This window comes from Nonomuraea sp. K271 (assembly GCF_009908215.1).
Lineage (GTDB): Bacteria > Actinomycetota > Actinomycetes > Streptosporangiales > Streptosporangiaceae > Nonomuraea > Nonomuraea longispora.
In genome coordinates, this window is sequence record NZ_JAAAHR010000205.1 from 1 (window position 1) to 16,066 (window position 16,066).

Sequence of the window (16,066 nt, forward strand, 5' to 3'; positions counted from 1 at the left end):
CCCTCACCCACCTCACCACATCCTCGCCCGCACGGTCACGACAGGCGCCTTCCCCGTGACGGGACGGCCCGCGCTCCGGGCGACGCGCCCACATCGGGCCGCACGATCCCGTGACACGGTGACCCACGCGCGAACCCGTGACGCGTCCTGGCTCGGCGGCGGGATGCCCGATCGGGTGGCGGAGGAAGAGACAGCGGCTGGTGGTCCCGGGGGCCGCTGTGCGGTTCAGCCGCCGATGGCGGACATGGGGCGGGCGGGCTGGAGGAAGGACGGGTCGTCGATACCGTGCCCCGCGCGCTTGCGGGCGACCGCGGCCACCCACCTGCCGGCCAGTTCGTCGTCGGACGCGCCCGCGCGCATGGGGGTCTTGAGGTCGGACTCCTCGGTGGCGAACAGGCAGTTGCGCACCTGGCCGTCGGCGGTGAGCCGGACCCGGTCGCACGAGCCGCAGAACGGGCGCGTCACCGAGCCGATGACCCCCACCCGCGCCGGCCCGCCGTTGACGAGAAACCGTTCGGCGGGGGCGCTGCCGCGCTCCTCCAGGTCGTCGGCCGTCAGGTCGAACGAGGCGGACAGCATCCCAAGGATCTCGTCGGCGGTGACCATGCCCTCGCGGCTCCAGCCGTGCTGCGCGTCCAGCGGCATCTGCTCGATGAAGCGCAGTTCGTACCCCTGGTCGAGGCACCAGCGCAGGAGCGGCACCGCCTCGTGGTCGTTGACGCCGCGCATGAGGACCGCGTTGACCTTCACGGGCCGCAGGCCCGCCTCGTCCGCGGCGGCCAGTCCGGCGATCACGTCGGCGTGCCGGTCGCGGTGCGCGAGCCGCTTGAACGTGCCGGGATCGAGGGTGTCGAGCGAGATGTTGACCCGGTCGAGCCCGGCCTCGGCCAGCGGGCCCGCCAGGCGGGCCAGGCCGATGCCGTTGGTGGTGAGCGACACCTGCGGCCTGGGGGTGAGCGCGGTGGTGCGGGCGACGACGTCGGCCAGCTCGCGCCTGAGCAGAGGCTCGCCGCCGGTGTAACGCACCTCGGTGACGCCCAGGCGTTCGACGCCGATGCTCACCAGGCGGACGATCTCGTCGGCGGTGAGCAACTGCGGGTTGGGCAGCCAGTCGAGCCCTTCCGGCGGCATGCAATAGGTGCAGCGCAGGTTGCACTTGTCCGTGAGGGACACCCGAAGATCCGTCGCCACCCGTCCGAACGAGTCTCGCAACATGGGGCGTCACCTCCTGTTCGTTCGCCCGGGGACCAGACTATGACCCGGCAGGGAGGCGCTTTTCGCCGCCCCTCCCTGCCAGGACAACACATCCCCATAGTGATCGATTCCTCCCGGGTACGCGAACCGGCCCTGTCTCAGCCGGCGAGGGCGGCGTCGTCCGCTGCGGTGTCCTCATCCGACCAGGCGTCCTCCGGCGGGTGGGCCAGATGCCAGCGCACCGATTCGGCGACGTGCGCGGCGGGGTCGCCCGGCGCCCAGCCGAGCAGGGTCCGGGCGCGTGCCGAGCTGACCACCAGGTGCTGGGCGGGTGCTCCCGACAACGCCAGGTCGGGCGGGATGCGGCCGTCCGGCACCCTTTCCAGCCGGGCCCGCGAACCGGCGGCGCCGAGGATCTGCTCGAACCAGGCGCCCACCGTCACCGTGGCCGTCTCCCCCAGGTTGACGGCCAGACCGTCGGCGGAGCGGTGGTCGAGGGCCGACAGGACGCCGGTCGCCAGGTCGTCGACGTACCCCTTGGTCCACAGCAGGTTGGCGGCGCCGACCGGGATGCGGTCGCGGCCCGCGCGGACGCGGCGCAGGATCGGCTCCTCCCTGCGCTGCCAGTCGTGCGGGCCGTAGATCAGCGGCAGCCGCAGGACGACGGCGCCGCGCGCCAGCCAGCGTTCCTCCACGTCGAGCTTGTCGTAGTCGTCGGGCACGCCGGGGAAACCCGCACCCCGGTGGGGGTGGCGTTCGCGGCGCAGCTCGGACTCCTCGGTGATCGGCACGGGCGCCAGGCAGCGTCCCGTCTGCAGGCCCGTGAACGCTTCGTACACGTCCTGGCTGGACAGCACCACGGTCGGCACGTGCGGCAGCAGCGGCAGGACGGCGTCCACGTCGGCGCCGGTGAGGGCGTGGGTGTCGACCACGGCCTGCGGCGTGAAGTCCTTGATCTGGTGGGCGTGCCGCGCCAGATCGTGACGGTCGGTGTGCAGATGGGCACCCGGCACGCCGGGTGCGGAACGGTCGGAACCACGGTGCAGGACGAGCAGCTGGTCGCCGCGGTCCGCGAGGCGTTCGGTTATGCGGCGCCCCAGGAACCACGTGCCGCCCAGTATCAGGACCCTCATGGCCCCCCAGCCTGCCCCACCAGGGTGTCATCCGTACACCGTGGGACAGCCTGGACGTGCCAGCTCTGGTGAGCAGGCCGTCGCTTCCATGGCGCGCGAAGATTCGGTGGGCACCTTGGGCGTTTCTCGTACGCCGACCTCGCCGCCACGCTGGTGGACGCGGCCGAGACGCCCCGGCACCACCGTGTCCGGGTGGCCGTGCCGTACAGAGCCCGCCGGGCTGACATGGCGAACGCCCGGCCTGATGAGGCCGGGCGTCCCGAGGGTGTGGCTAGTGGCGGTGGCCGATGACCCGGACCCAGTCCGTGCTCTCGGCACCGTCCAGCCACCTGGCGCCCTTGAAGACGGCGCGCCAGGTGCCCGACGTGCGGGCGGGGACCTTCGTGTGGAAGTAGCCCCTGTGGCCGGTCTTGACCGTTTCGACGTATTCCCACTTGCCGCTGTCCGCCGGCTGGAAGAGGATCACGATCCGCTTCCAGGCCAGGCGGTGCCAGCGCTCGGAGCTCTTGCAGTGGTCGGCGTGGTGCACCGAGACGAGACCACTGATGTAGTCCTTGTCGCACTCGACGGAGAGCTTGCCCTCAAGGGTGATGGGCCGGCCCCGCCAGGCGGGCTCGGGGTTGGCGTCGAACTGCAGGCTCGTGTGGCCGCCCGCGACCGGATCGATGCCCGGGTCGGCGAGCGCGGGCGAGGCGGCGGTGGCCACCATTGTCGCGCCCAAGGCGGCAGCCGCCAGGCCGGCGGCGAGACGTCGCGTCTTCAAAATTGATTTCCTTCCCCGTCTGGAAACGCACCCCAGGACGGAGCACGTCATTGGCCAATGACGCGTAAGGGTAAAGAAAAGTTGCGACGCAGTTGATCACGATTCTGCAACAGCGGTTTAGGTCGTACGCGGAATTATTTATGTTTGACGCACTATTGAGTGATTTGTCGAATTTTAGAGAGGTCTGAGGCGTAATGTCCCGTTCCGGGGTAGCGGACGCGCCAGAATCCCCCGGTACGACCCGCGACCGTCGTGGCGAAGGAACCGGAGGCGTCGGTACGCACCTCACCGATGCGCTCCCAGGGCGAGGAGTCGCCGGCACGCCAGAGGATCTCCAGCCGCTGCTTGGCGAACGGACCGTAGTCGGTGAGCCCGCGCGGATCGACCCTGGTCAGCGACCCCCGAAGCCGTACCTTCCCGCCCGCCGTCCCGTCCACCCGCACGGAGGCGAGCTTCGCGTCCCGCCTGAGCTGGAACGACTCGTACTCGGTGACCGTCGCGCCGTCCGGGCCCTTGGCGGTGGCGGTGATCGTCCACGTGCCCGTCGGGTAGTAACGGTTCAGTTTCTTGTCGGGCAGGAAGCGCCAGGTCTCCCAGGTCTCTGCCCGAACCGGCGCGGCCGCCCGCCACGCCAGCATCGGAGGCAGGTCCGAGGTGGCCTCGCGTGAGGCGGGCCGCGGGGCCGGCGAGTCCTCCTCCTCGGGCGTGCGTGTCGGCGTGGGCGCCGGCGGGTTCTTCACCGGCGTCGTCTTCGAGCTGAGCGTCGGGCCGGGCGGGGCGCCCGGTTCGACCTCGACGGAGACGCCGTGCTTGCCTCGCGTGCCGCGGGCGATCACGTCGATCACCAGGCGGACGGAGCCCTTCGGCCCGGCGACGGGCTCCGCTGGACGTACGGTGATGGATCGGATGGCGAGCTCGGTCGCGGCGGAGGTCGCGGGCGCGGGCGCCATGAGCGACCCCGCCGAGAGCGATCCCGCCGCGAGCGAGACGAGAAGAAGGCTTCTGGTCATGACCGTGACGCTAGGAACCCACCGGTCATGACCAGGACCACAACACACGCCCCTAATGGCAAAACCACGCAAGAGCGCTCAGCCGGGACCGGCGTAGAGCCCGTCGATGACGTCGGCGTACTTCGCGTGCACGACGCGCCGCTTGAGTTTGAGGCTCGGGGTGAGCTCTCCGGTCTCGGCGGTCCACTCGGACCCGAGCAGGGCCCACTTCTTCACCTGCTGCACCCGCGCCAGCTTGGCGTTGGCCGCCTCGACCGCGGCCTCCACCTCCTTGAGCACCTCGGGATGCCCGGCCAGCTCGGCGAGCGAGGAGACCGTGATGCCCCGGGCCTGCGCCCAGCCCGGCGCGATCTCGCCGTCGAGGGTCAGCACGGCCACCGGATGCGGCCGGTTGTCGCCGTAGGCGAGGGCCTGCCCGATGAGCGCGTGCTCCTTGAGATGATTCTCGATCTCCGCCGGGGAGATGTTCTCGCCGCCCGCGGTGATGATCAGCTCCTTCTTGCGGTCGACGATCCGGTAGAAGCCGTCGTCGTCGACCGTGCCGATGTCGCCGGTGTGCAGCCAGCCGTCGTCGTCGATGAGCTCGGCGGTGGCCTCGGGACGGTTGAGGTAGCCGGCGGTGTTGAGCGGGCTGCGGGTGAGGACCTCGCCGTCGCCGGCGATGCGGATCTCGACGCCGGGTTGGGCCCTGCCGACGCTGCCCAGGCGGTAGCAGGCGGGGCTGTTGCCGGTGAACGCGCCGGTCGTCTCCGTCATGCCGTACACGTCGATGACCTTGAGCCCGAGCCCGGCGTAGAAGCGCTGCACCTCGGAGGGAAGGGGCGCGGCGCCCGTGGCGGTCCACTGCGCGCGGTCGAACCCGATCATGCCGCGGACGACCGACAGGAGCGAGGCGTCGGCCTGGTCGTAGGCGGCCTGGATCTCGGGGGTGACGGTTCCGCCGTACTGACCGGCCTCGACGTAGGCGACGCCGGCCTTCATGGCCGCGCGTACGGCGGCCTGCTGCTCCTCCGGCTGCGTGGCGAGCACGGCCAGGAGGCGGGCCATCATCTTCTCCCACACCCGGGGCACCCCGAAGAACATCATCGGCCTGACCTGCCCCAGTGTGGCCCCCAGGTTGGCGAGGTCGGTGCAGAAGTAGACGTGGGAGGTCTTGACCAGCGGCAGGTAGAGGCTGAGCACCCGCTCGGCGATGTGCGCGTAGGTCAGGTAGGAGATCTGGGTGCCGTGGGTGGGCAGCGAGGTGAGGCGGTCGGTGGAGGCGACCTCGTAGAAGACGTTCGTGTGCGTCAGGGGCACGCCCTTGGGCATGCCGGTGGTGCCGGAGGTGTAGAGCACGCTGACCACGTCGTCAGGGGTGACCGCGCGCCAGCGGGCCTCGACCTGGCCGGGGTCGGCGGCCAGGCGTTCGCGGCCCAGCCGGAGGAGGTCCGTCCACGCCAGGAAACGTTCGCCGTCGGGCGCGCCCTCCAGCATGATGATGCGGCGCAGGCCGTCGAGCCGTTCGAGCACCGGCTGCCAGCGCGCCAGTTCGGCCGGTCCGCCGAGCACCGCGAACTTCGCCCCCACGTCGCCGGCAACGAACGCGATCTGTTCGGGCGCGAAGGTCGAGTAGACCGTGCAGCCGGCGCCGCCCGCGTGCACCACGCCGAGGTCGGCGAGCACGTGCTCGCTGCGGTTGACCATCATGAGCGCCACGGTGTCGCCAGGCTGGAGCTCCAGCGCGGCGAATCCCGCGGCGATCTCCAGGACCCGCTGCCTGGCCTGCGCGTAGGTCAGCGTGCGCCAGCCGTCTCCGTCGGGATCGGAGTAGGCGGGTGCGTCGGGGTGCTGCTCGGCGGCCTGAGCGAGCTGTCCGCAGACGGTGATCCCGCTGATCTGCCGCTGGATCCCCGTTCGCACGTCGAGGACTTCGGCCATGGCGCGCGCCTCCCGTCAGTATTCACTTGCGTGAATGGCATGCATCGCACCACACGGCACCGGTGGCGGCAAGACCTCGCGGGGGAAGACCCGCGTCCCTTCACCCGGAGCGACATATCGGTCTGGCCGCCTCGCCCGCCCACCAGGGCCTCGGCATGTCGGACGTGACGGCCCAGGCGGTCGTGGGCGTCTACGCGGCGCTCATCTGCCTGGTGGCGTTGCCCCGTGGGTGGATCGCCGACCGCGTCCTCGGCGTCCGGTTCATCGCGGTGTCGGTGGGCGACGCGATCGGCGGTCAGGCAGGGCGGCTCACCGCCGTGCTGTCCGAACCCATGTACTACCTGGTGCTGGCGCTGGCGGCGATCGCGGCGGGGTTCGCGCTGTTCATGTTCACCCGGCGGCTGCGGGTGATGATGGCACAGCACCATGAGCCCGCCATGCGGTAGACAATCCCAACGTGTCCGAAATTCTCGACCTGGCCGGCATCTTCGTCTTCGCGCTCACGGGGGCGCTGATGGGGGTGCGCAAACGGCTCGACGTGGTCGGGATGGCGATGCTCGCCGAGATCACCGCCCTCGGCGGGGGCGTCGTACGCGACCTCATACTCAACGTCCGGCCCGCCGCCTTCCAAAGCGTCGGCTACGTGCTGGTGCCGCTGGCGGCGACGGTGATCGTCTTCTACTGGCATCCGCACGTCGCCAGGGTGATGCCGGTCATCCTGGTGCTGGACGCGGCGGGCCTCGGCCTGTTCTGCGCGGTCGGCACGGGCAAGGCCATGGAGTACGGCCTCAGCCCGCTGCACGCCACCGTGCTGGGGATCACCACGGCCGTGGGCGGCGGCATGCTGCGCGACGTGCTGGCCAGGGAGATCCCGACGCTGCTCCACGATCGCCAGCTCTACGCCGTGCCCGCCCTGGTGGGGTCGGCGACGATGGCGGCGCTGTTCTCGTACGGCCAGCACGGCTGGCCCGCGACGCTGGCGGCGGCGGTGCTGGCGTTCGGGCTGCGCATCGTGGCGATGCGCCGCAACTGGCGGGCGCCGCTGGCCCGGGAGGCCGGCGAGTGAGCGGCCCTCACACCATCGCGATGAGGGGCTCGGGCGGCCGGGAGGCACCGGCGGGGCCGTGGTCGCGGGCGGCGCGGATCCGGACGAGCGCGTCCTGCAGGACCTGGGGCGGCTGGGTGTACGGCAGCCGCAGGTAGCCCTCCAGCGTTCCCTCCACGCCGAACCACGGGCCGGGCGCGAGGCGTACGCCGTGGCAGGCGGCCGCCTCGGCGAGCGGGGTGGCTCCGCCCCGCTCGCCGAGGCGCACCCAGAGCGTGCCCCCGCCGCGCGGCACGGCGAACGTCCACTCCGGCAGGTGCTCGCGCAGCCCGGACACCAGCGCGTCGCGGGAGGCGCGCAACGTGCGGCGGCGCTCGGCCCGCGTCTCCTCCAGCCGGTCGAACAGCCGCGCCACCGCGAGCTGCTCCATCACGGGGCTGGCGATGTCCACCGCGGCGCGGGACAGGGCCAGCCGGCGGGCCAGCGCGGCCGTGGCGCGGATCCAGCCGATGCGCAGCCCGCCCCACCACAATTTCGACGCCGAGCCGATGCTGATCACGCGGCTGTCGGTGTCGAACGAGCCCATCGGCGCCGTGCGCGGCACCTCGTCCAGCGCCAGCTCCGACCAGGTCTCGTCCACCAGCAGCAGCGTGTCCACCCGCCGGGCCGCGGCCACGACGGCGGCGCGGGTGGCGTCGTCCATGAGCGCGCCGGTCGGGTTCTGGAAGTCGGGCATGAGGTAGGCGAGACGGCTGGCCGACTGGCGCATGGCACAGACCAGCAGGTCCTCCTGCCAGCCTTCGTGGGAGATCCCGACGGGGACCATCCTGGCGCCGGCGCGGCGGGCCGCGTCGATGGCGTGCGGGTACGTGGGCGACTCCACGATCACGGCGTCGCCCCGGCCGACGAGCAGCCCGGTCAGGAGCTGGATGGCGTGCTGGGAGCCAGTGGTGACGACGATCTGCTCGGCCCTGGTCGCCAGCCCCCTGGCGGTGTAGGCGGAGGCGATGCGCTCCCTGAGCATCGGCAGGCCCATGGGGTCGTAGCCGATGCCCATGCCGTACCTCGGCAGGTCCTCCAGCGCCTGCTCCATGGCCTCGCGCAGCGCCGTGGGCGCGGGCGGGGCGGCGGCCTGGAGCTGGATGAGGCCGTCCTGGTCGGTGCCGAGCCAGGGGTTGTCGGCGGTGGTGGCCGGGTCGGGCAGGGTCGTCCAGCTGCCCGAGCCCTGGCGGCTCTGCAGGTAGCCTCGTCGGCGCAGGAGGTCGTAGGCGGCGGTCACGGTGGTGCGGCTGACCTTGAGCGTCTCGGCCAGGTGGCGCTCGGCCGGCAGGCGGATCCGCACGGGCAGCCGGCCGTCCATGACGAGGGTCCGCACACCGTCGGCCAGGGCGCAGTAGTAGGGCCGGGCGGCCGGGTCGATCGTGAGGAGCCTGGCCAGCTGGGTCGCCGACACGTGTCTCATAAGGCCACTTTTCGTGATTGGTTCTATTTTAGCAAGGAAATACCCTGCCATTCTGGGGCCACTATGAGCGACACGACCGCCCCACGAGTGGCCCCCCTGCCCGCCCGGCTGCTCCGCCTCTACGGCGGGCTGGCACTGTACGGGCTCGGCATCGCGCTCCAGGTGGAGTCAGGCCTGGGCAACGGCCCCTGGGACGTCTTCCACCAGGGCCTCTCCTTCAGATCGGGGATGACCATGGGCACCGTCATCATCATCGTCGGCGCCCTGGTCATGCTGCTGTGGATCCCCCTGAAGCAGAAGCCGGGCTTCGGGACCCTCAGCAACGTGGTGTTCGTGGGAGTGTTCGCCGACACCGCGATCTACCTGCTGCCCACGCCGGGGCACCTCGCGGTGCAGGCGTCGTACATCGTGCTCGGGGTGGTGTCCATCGCGCTGGCCACGGGGTTGTACATCGGCGCCGGCATGGGCGCCGGCCCGCGCGACGGCATCATGACAGGGCTGATGCGGCTCGGGCTGTCCGTACGGCTCGGGCGCTTCCTCATCGAGGTCACCGTGCTGGCCGCCGGGTGGCTGCTCGGCGGCACCGTCGGCGTGGGAACGCTGGTGTTCGCGCTGGCCATCGGGCCGTTGACGCAGCTGTTCACCCGCTGGTTCCCGCTGACGTGATCCCGTGGCCGGTCCGGGCATGACGCGACATGACCCGGCCCGGCCGCGGAATCACCTGACCGGCGCGAGACCGGAGCACCACGGCCGGTTCCGGTAGCGTCTAGGCATGCGGATCGAGGATTACGCCCTGATCGGAGACATGCAGTCGGCCGCGCTGGTGGCGAGGGACGGCTCCGTCGACTGGTTGTGCCTGCCCAGGTTCGACTCGCCGGCGTGCTTCGCGGCGCTGCTGGGCAGCGAGCGCAACGGCCACTGGTGGCTCGGGCCCACCGGCAGGAAACCGGCGGACAGGCGCCGCTACCGTCCCGACACGCTCATCCTCGAAAGCGAGTGGGACACTCCGACGGGCACCGTCCGCGTGATCGACTTCATGCCTCCCCGCGACAAGAACCCCGACGTCGTACGCATCGTCGAGGGTGTCTCCGGCACGGTGGAGATGTCCACGGTGGTGCGGGTGCGCTTCGACTACGGCCGCATCGTGCCGTGGGTGCGCAGGACCGACGGCCACCTGCAGGCCGTCGGCGGGCCCGACTCCGTGTGGCTGCACGCCCCCGTGCCGCTCAGGGGCGGCGACTACGCACACCGGGCGACGTTCACCGTCAAGGAGGGCCAGCGGCTGCCGTTCGTCTTCACCTGGCACCCGTCGCACGAGCCGATGCCGCCGCAGATCGCGTGCGAGGAGCAACTCGCCGAGACCGAGGCGTTCTGGGCGGAATGGGTGGACCGGTGCGCCTACGACGGCCCCTACCACGACGCCGTGATGCGGTCGCTGATCACGTTGAAGGCGCTCACCTACGCCCCCACCGGAGGCGTCGTCGCCGCCCCCACCACGTCGCTGCCCGAGGACCTGGGCGGGGTGCGCAACTGGGACTACCGGTTCTGCTGGCTGCGCGACGCCACGCTGACGCTCGACGCGCTCATCTCCTCCGGCTACCTGGAGGAGGCAGCCGACTGGCGCGCCTGGCTGCTGCGCGCCATCGCCGGGCGGCCGCAGGACCTGCAGATCATGTACGGCGTCGCGGGCGAACGGCGGCTGCCCGAACTACGCCTCGACTGGCTCGACGGCTACGAGGGCTCCCGGCCCGTGCGCATCGGCAACGAGGCGGTCAAGCAGTTGCAGCTCGACGTGTACGGCGAGGTGATGAACTCCCTGTTCGTCGCGCGCGAGCGCGGCCTGTCCCCCGACGACCGGGCGTGGGCCATTCAGCGGCAACTGCTCGACTACGTCACCGAGCACTGGGACGAGCCCGACGAGGGGCTGTGGGAGGTGCGGGGGCCCCGCCGGCACTTCGTGCACTCCAAGGTGATGTGCTGGGTGGCGCTCGACCGGGCCGTCAAATACGTCGAGCGGTTCGGCCGTACGGGGCCGGTGGAGAAGTGGCGGGTGCTGCGCGACACCGTTCACGCGGAGATCTGCGACAAGGGCTTCGACAAGACGCGCAACACCTTCACCCAGTCGTACGGGTCGGCGGAGCTCGACGCCGCCCTGCTGATGTTGCCGATGGTCGGGTTCCTGCCGATCGACGACCCGCGGATGACCGGCACGGTGGCGGCGATCGAGAAGGAGCTCATGTCCGAGGGCTTCGTCCTGCGTTACCCGCTGGCCGACGACAACAACGTCGACGGCCTGCCCGGCGGCGAGGGCGCGTTCCTGGCCTGCAGCTTCTGGCTGGTGGAGGTGATGGCGATGCAGGGCAGGAAGGACGAGGCGAAGAACCTGTTCGAGCGCCTGCTGTCGCTGCGCAACGACGTGGGCCTGCTCGCGGAGGAGTACGACCCCCGCTACCACCGTCTGGTGGGCAACTTCCCGCAGGCGTTCAGCCACGTGCCTCTGGTCCACGCCGCCCGCGCCCTGTCGCCGTAGGCGGCCCGCGTGCTCCCTCGTGGCTTGACGGGCATGTGACGATCTCCCGGCGTTCACATGTGATTCATCCCGTTACGCCACGCTCCCGCCGTAGCCGGAGCTCCATCTTCCGGCACGGACGAGAGAGAGCAGCATGGGTCACGGGCATCACCACCAGCATCACGACCACTCCCACGAGCCCCTGGACAAGGGCGCGGCTGCGGCGCGCGACCTGACGATCCCCGACGCGGACCTGTCGCCGGCACAGCTGTCGCGCCGGCGCATGTTCCGCCGGGCCGGGCTGCTGGGCGCCGGGCTGACGGCCGCCGGGGTGCTCGGGACCCAGGCCGGGCCGGCCGCCGCCACACCCGGCGGGCGGGAGCCGAAGGACGGCTACCTGTGGCTGGCCGGCGACCACCACATCCACACGCAGCACAGCGGCGACGGCATCTACCGGGTGATCGACCAGGTGCGGCACGGCAACGCCTACGGGCTCGGGTGGATGGTCATCACCGATCACGGCGGCGCCACCCACGCCAGGATCGGGGTGGACAAGGTCAACCCCGACATCGTCGCCGCGCGAAAGGCCATCAAGGACACCCTGGTCTTCCAGGGGCTGGAGTGGAACATCCCGGCCGCCGAGCACGGCACCGTGTTCGTGGCCCCCGGCCGGCGAGAGGTCGAGACACTCAAGGAGTTCGAGAGCTCCTTCGACGGATCGGTGAAGGACGCGGGGGCGAACACCCCGCAGAACGAGGCCCTCGCCATCGCCGGGCTGAACTTCCTGGCCGAGTCGGTCAGGAGGCGGCGCATCCCCGACGCGTTGTTCCTCGCCAACCACCCCTCGCGCAAGGGCCTCGACTCGCCGCACGAGATCCGCGGCTGGCGCGACGCCCAGCCGTCCATCGCCGTCGGCATGGAAGGCGCTCCCGGTCACCAGGCCGCCGGCATCCCGAAGCCGCACGGGCCCGGCGGCGGACGCGGCTACTACGACGGCGGCCCCGGCGCCGACTCCTTCCCCGGCTACCCGGCGGAGAGCTACAAGACCTTCGGCGGGTTCGACTGGATGACCGCCACCGTGGGCGGGTTGTGGGACAGCCTCCTCGCCGAGGGCAGGCCGTGGTGGATCACCGCCAACTCCGACTCCCACACCGTGTACGGCGACACCAGCCAGCGCGGCCCCGAAAGCGACTTCGACGCCAACGGCCGCTACGAGGACCCGGTCCACGGCGGCGTGCCCAACACCGGGGCAGGCGACTTCTGGCCCGGCTTCTACAGCCGCACCCACGTCGGCAGCCGCGCCTTCTCCTACGAGGCGCTCATGGACGGGCTGCGGGCCGGGCGCGTCTGGGTCGACCACGGCGGGCTCGTCAGCGGCCTGGTGGTGCGGGCCAGGACGGCCGGTCACGGGCAGAGCGGGGTGACGCTCGGCGAGACCCTGCACGTACGCAGGGGCGACCGGGTCGAGCTCACCATGGAGATCGCCCTCGCGGGGCGGCCCAACTGGGCGCAGTTCGTTCCCACGCTGGCCCGGGTGGACGTCATCCAGGGCGACGTCACCGGCCCGGCCTCCGACAAGGACGCCTTCACCACGCCGGACACCAAGGTCGTGCAGTCGTACGAGGTGGGCAGGAACAGCGGCACCGTCACCTTTACCTACCGGCTCGGCCGTGTCGACCGGCCCGTGTACGTGCGGCTGCGCGGAACCGACGGCAAACGCTCGGCGCCCGGGCTGCTGGGGGCGGGAGTGGACCCGCACGGGCCGCAGATCGACGTGCACGGGGACGCCGACCCGTGGAACGATCTGTGGTTCTACAGCAACCCGATCTGGATCCTGCCGCGCCGATGACCGGCGGACCCACGAGCGCCGGGCCCGCGAGCGGTGGGCCGGTGATTCTCGGGATCGACGCGGGGTCACGTACCCTGCCCGAGGCCGAGCGCCTGCTGCGCACCGTCGCGCAGGCGCTCGGCCTGCCGGACGGCACCGTCGGGTGCACGCACTTCGTGCCGGCCGGCAGGCCGAGCTCCCGCGCGGGCGACGAGCCGCACATCGCCTGCTCGCTAGCCGTCCCCGGGTCCGTTTCCCCGCCCACGGGCGTGTCGTGGGCGGCCGGCGACGAACGCGGCGGGCCCAGGGCGGAAGGCGCGGCGACGGCGGCGGCCGAGCACGCGGCGCGGCGCGGCGGCCGCGTCGTCACCTTCCCCGGGTACGACCGGCTCACCGGCACCATGAGCGTGGCCGCGATCCGCGAAGGGTCGGCCATCGAGCGGGTGCTGGTGCTCGCCTCCCCCGGCCCGCCGGGCGACGGCACGATCGTCGTGACGAACGACCACGTCAGGCCGGTCTGGCGGGACGGGCTGATGACGCTGCTCACCATGCCGGCCGTCGGCGGCCTGCTCACCCCGGCCGAGGTGCCCGACCCCACCCCCTGCTGCGCCGACCACGCCTAGGAGCTGTTCTCGTGTGGACCGAGCAGTGTCGAAGAAGTCCGACGGGCCTGCGCGCGCCCGGCCCGGCTGCCGTGCGACCGCGATCCCGGCGGGCGAAGGACCGGCGCTGAGGCACCGGAGCGGCAGGGCCATCGCTTCCCGCGCCCGCGCGGACAGCCATGTTCCGAGCGCCGTACGCGGGCCGCGATGAGTTCTCCCGCCGGCGGTCGTCTACCTTCCGGAAGCGGGAGAAGGGTCCACGAGGCCTGTGACCGGGACGGTGCCAGGCACCTTCGAGCCCGTGAAAGGCGGGGTCTGGGCGGCACTACTGTCCGTAAGCCGGAGGAACGATGTCTCCGCGCGGCCGGGGCGAGTGGAGGAATGCGATGGGTGAGATACAGGAACAGGTTCAGCGTCATATCGACACGCTGGTCGCCACCGGCGCGGAGACCGGTGTGCAGGTGGCCGTCCATCACGATGGCGCGCTGATCGTCGACGCGGTGGCGGGCACGGCCGACCCGGCCACCGGGCGACCGGTCACCTCCGGTACGCCGATCTTCAGTTTCTCGACCGGCAAGAACGTGGCGGCCACACTGGCGCATCTGCTCGTCGCGCGTGGTTACCTCAGGTACGACAGCCCGGTCACCGACCTGTGGCCCGAGTTCGGTGTGCGCGGCAAGGCCTCGGCGACGCTGCGGCACGTGCTGACCCACACGGCCGGTCTCCCGGCCATGCCACGCGAGATCACCCCGGCCGAGCTTCCCGACTGGTCCAGGGTGTGTGAGTCGCTGGCCGCCGCCGAAGCGCGCTGGCGGCCGGGCGGCGCCGTGGGCTATCACTCCTACACCTTCGGCTATCTGGTCGGCGAGCTGGCCCGCCGCGCGACCGGGCGGACCATGGGCGAGCTGCTGCGTGAGTGGATCACCACGCCGCTGGGTATCGAGGGGCAGCTCTACTTCGGCGCTCCGAAGGAGTCGCTGCCGGGGCTGGCGCGCCTGGAGCAGCAGGCGCGGCAATGGCCTGCCGGCCCGGACGACGGTGATGCGATCCTCGCGCCGTGGGAAAGCCGGCCGAGTGCCGATGTCGGCAATGACAGCGAGATCCTGCGGGCCGATATACCGTCGGCGGGTATCGCGACCGCGCACGGTCTGGCCGCGATGTTCAACGCCGTGCTGCGGGGCAAGCTCGTGGACTCCGCCCGGCTGGCGCAGCTGTCCGCGCTCGCGTTCGAGAGTACGGACCAGGTGTTCGGCACTCCGGCGCGGATGGCGCTGGGCTTCCCGATCGGCAGGATGGACGCCCCTGCCGTGGAGAACTCCGTGGCACTCGGATGGCCGGGCGGCGGCGGAAGCTACCCCTACGCGACGATCGCAAGGAGAAAATCATGTCCACTCCCCGGCCGGCGACTCGACCGCGCCGCAGACCAGCCTCGGTCCGTTCTCCTCACCGGGCGCCCGCCGACGCCGTGGGAGGCGACGGAGCGGGCACTGCGCCGGATCCAGAAGTTCCAGCTGTGCACGGTGCGCCGGGATGGCCGGACTCACGTGACACCGTTGCCGGCGATCGGGGCGCCCGGCGCGATGTGGTTCACCACCGGCGACAACGAGCAGCAGGCCATGAACCTCGGCGCCAACCCGCACTGCGCGCCGACCACCGGAACCGACGCCCAGCCCGGCAAGGCGTTCGCCTTCGCCACCGGCAGCCAGTCGTCCCAGACTCGCTGCCAGTGGCGCTGAGAACGCGGCCCCCGGCTGCTCACGGCCCGCGGCATTCCTGCCGAGCGGGTGATCATGACGGATCGGGTCAGGGGCCGGTCAGGCGGCGCTCGCCGGCGGTGGTGATGACGTACACCTGCCAGTTGTAATAGACGTAGTAGTTCCGCGCGTCGCGCTTGATCTGGCGGGCGTGCAGGAGGATCGCGTTGACGTACGCCTGCGACGGGTTGTAGGCGTGCAGCGCGCGTCGGTAGTCGCGGGGGGCGCCGCTGGCCTTGAGGTAGTTGGCCGCGGCCATCACGGCGTCGCGCGGGTCGTGCACGTCGCCGCCCATGCCGTACGCCTTCCAGGTCGCCGGCATGAACTGCATCGGCCCCTGGGCGCCCACGTGGCTGGCCGACTTCACCCGGCCGAACTTGGTCTCCGCGAGCATCACCGCCGCCAGCACCTCCCACTCCACCCCGAACCGGCGCTCGGCCTTCTTGAAGTACTTGAGCAGTTCGGCGGCGGGGCGGGCGGGCTGGACCTTGAACGGCGTCGACGGCTTGATCGGGTGGGCCAGGGCGAGAAGCTCGCGGATGGCGCGCGTGTTGTCCTTGGCCTGGGCGGCCAGGCCCTTCGGCAGGCGCGCGAACGCCTGGGAGGCGATCTTGGAGTGGCGGGCGGCGTAGCGGTACATGCGCTGGTGGTGGAGGGCGAGGAGCTCGACGTCCTTCGGCGGCTTGCCGTCCTTGCCCTTCCAGGCGTCGATGGCGTCGTTGAGCGCGGAGGTGGTCTCCTGCAGTCTCCAGGCGAACCGCGCGGCGTTCCTCGGGATCTTCTCGTCGGGATCGGGGAGCTTCCGGTCGGGCGACTGTGCGGGCGAGGGGGCGGGCGTCGCGGCGT

At 71.5% G+C, this 16,066-nt stretch carries 14 protein-coding genes; 7 read left to right on the forward strand and 7 right to left on the reverse strand.

What is annotated here, in order from left to right:
- Positions 1 to 225 precede the first annotated feature (225 nt).
- The 5 genes from moaA to GUY59_RS41515 form a co-directional block, all read right to left on the reverse strand.
- On the reverse strand, positions 226 to 1,215 hold the full coding sequence (gene moaA, locus GUY59_RS41495) for a GTP 3',8-cyclase MoaA (RefSeq protein ID WP_138207162.1): 990 nt from the start codon (positions 1,213 to 1,215) through the stop codon (positions 226 to 228).
- A 137-nt stretch (positions 1,216 to 1,352) separates the two neighbouring features.
- Positions 1,353 to 2,327, reverse strand: coding sequence for a hypothetical protein (locus GUY59_RS41500; RefSeq protein WP_138207160.1), 975 nt, complete (start codon positions 2,325 to 2,327; stop codon positions 1,353 to 1,355).
- A gap of 271 nt (positions 2,328 to 2,598) precedes the next feature.
- Positions 2,599 to 3,090, reverse strand: coding sequence for a hypothetical protein (locus GUY59_RS41505; RefSeq protein ID WP_138207158.1), 492 nt, complete (start codon positions 3,088 to 3,090; stop codon positions 2,599 to 2,601).
- Positions 3,091 to 3,242: 152 nt separating this feature from the next.
- Positions 3,243 to 4,100, reverse strand: a complete 858-nt coding sequence (locus GUY59_RS41510) for a hypothetical protein (protein ID WP_138207156.1) — start codon at positions 4,098 to 4,100, stop codon at positions 3,243 to 3,245.
- Between the two features lie 78 nt (positions 4,101 to 4,178).
- A complete protein-coding gene (locus GUY59_RS41515) occupies positions 4,179 to 6,020 on the reverse strand; it encodes an AMP-dependent synthetase/ligase (protein ID WP_138207154.1) in 1,842 nt (613 codons plus the stop codon).
- A gap of 155 nt (positions 6,021 to 6,175) precedes the next feature.
- On the opposite strand from GUY59_RS41515, the gene GUY59_RS41520 reads away from it, so the two are divergent.
- Entirely contained in the window at positions 6,176 to 6,466 is a 291-nt protein-coding gene (locus GUY59_RS41520; protein WP_201761970.1) for a hypothetical protein, read from the forward strand.
- Between the two features lie 11 nt (positions 6,467 to 6,477).
- The gene (locus GUY59_RS41525) at positions 6,478 to 7,086 is read left to right on the forward strand and encodes a trimeric intracellular cation channel family protein (RefSeq protein WP_138207152.1); all 609 of its coding nucleotides are present in this window, start codon (positions 6,478 to 6,480) and stop codon (positions 7,084 to 7,086) included.
- 7 nt (positions 7,087 to 7,093) lie between these two features.
- Here the strand turns inward: GUY59_RS41525 and yczR are convergent, their stop codons facing one another.
- On the reverse strand, positions 7,094 to 8,527 hold the full coding sequence (yczR, locus tag GUY59_RS41530; protein WP_138207149.1) for a MocR-like transcription factor YczR: 1,434 nt from the start codon (positions 8,525 to 8,527) through the stop codon (positions 7,094 to 7,096).
- 63 nt (positions 8,528 to 8,590) lie between these two features.
- Between yczR and yczE the strand changes: the two genes are divergently transcribed.
- The 5 genes from yczE (at position 8,591) to GUY59_RS41555 (ending at position 15,202) form a co-directional block, all read left to right on the forward strand.
- Complete coding sequence (yczE, locus tag GUY59_RS41535) at positions 8,591 to 9,193, forward strand: membrane protein YczE (protein ID WP_138207147.1); 603 nt, start codon at positions 8,591 to 8,593, stop codon at positions 9,191 to 9,193.
- Between the two features lie 106 nt (positions 9,194 to 9,299).
- Positions 9,300 to 11,057 (forward strand): glycoside hydrolase family 15 protein, encoded by a 1,758-nt coding sequence (locus tag GUY59_RS41540; protein ID WP_138207145.1) that lies wholly within the window; start codon positions 9,300 to 9,302, stop codon positions 11,055 to 11,057.
- A gap of 133 nt (positions 11,058 to 11,190) precedes the next feature.
- Positions 11,191 to 12,885, forward strand: a complete 1,695-nt coding sequence (locus tag GUY59_RS41545; RefSeq protein WP_138207143.1) for a histidinol-phosphatase — start codon at positions 11,191 to 11,193, stop codon at positions 12,883 to 12,885.
- Between the two features lie 41 nt (positions 12,886 to 12,926).
- On the forward strand, positions 12,927 to 13,487 hold the full coding sequence (locus GUY59_RS41550) for a hypothetical protein (protein ID WP_201761971.1): 561 nt from the start codon (positions 12,927 to 12,929) through the stop codon (positions 13,485 to 13,487).
- Positions 13,488 to 13,816: 329 nt separating this feature from the next.
- The gene (locus GUY59_RS41555; RefSeq protein ID WP_138207139.1) at positions 13,817 to 15,202 is read left to right on the forward strand and encodes a serine hydrolase domain-containing protein; all 1,386 of its coding nucleotides are present in this window, start codon (positions 13,817 to 13,819) and stop codon (positions 15,200 to 15,202) included.
- A gap of 67 nt (positions 15,203 to 15,269) precedes the next feature.
- Here GUY59_RS41555 and GUY59_RS41560 read toward each other — a convergent pair.
- Positions 15,270 to 16,066 (reverse strand): lytic transglycosylase domain-containing protein (locus GUY59_RS41560; protein ID WP_161714978.1); only part of this gene is annotated, 797 nt, incomplete at its 5' end.

Coding starts and splice junctions, on each gene's coding strand:
- moaA (WP_138207162.1), bottom strand. CDS start 1,215: ATGTTGCGAGACTCGTTCGGACGGGTGGCGACGGATCTTCGGGTGTCC.
- GUY59_RS41515 (WP_138207154.1), bottom strand. CDS start 6,020: ATGGCCGAAGTCCTCGACGTGCGAACGGGGATCCAGCGGCAGATCAGC.
- GUY59_RS41510 (WP_138207156.1), bottom strand. CDS start 4,100: ATGACCAGAAGCCTTCTTCTCGTCTCGCTCGCGGCGGGATCGCTCTCG.
- GUY59_RS41540 (WP_138207145.1), top strand. CDS start 9,300: ATGCGGATCGAGGATTACGCCCTGATCGGAGACATGCAGTCGGCCGCG.
- GUY59_RS41555 (WP_138207139.1), top strand. CDS start 13,817: ATGTCTCCGCGCGGCCGGGGCGAGTGGAGGAATGCGATGGGTGAGATA.
- yczE (WP_138207147.1), top strand. CDS start 8,591: ATGAGCGACACGACCGCCCCACGAGTGGCCCCCCTGCCCGCCCGGCTG.
- GUY59_RS41545 (WP_138207143.1), top strand. CDS start 11,191: ATGGGTCACGGGCATCACCACCAGCATCACGACCACTCCCACGAGCCC.
- GUY59_RS41500 (WP_138207160.1), bottom strand. CDS start 2,327: ATGAGGGTCCTGATACTGGGCGGCACGTGGTTCCTGGGGCGCCGCATA.
- GUY59_RS41520 (WP_201761970.1), top strand. CDS start 6,176: ATGTCGGACGTGACGGCCCAGGCGGTCGTGGGCGTCTACGCGGCGCTC.
- yczR (WP_138207149.1), bottom strand. CDS start 8,527: ATGAGACACGTGTCGGCGACCCAGCTGGCCAGGCTCCTCACGATCGAC.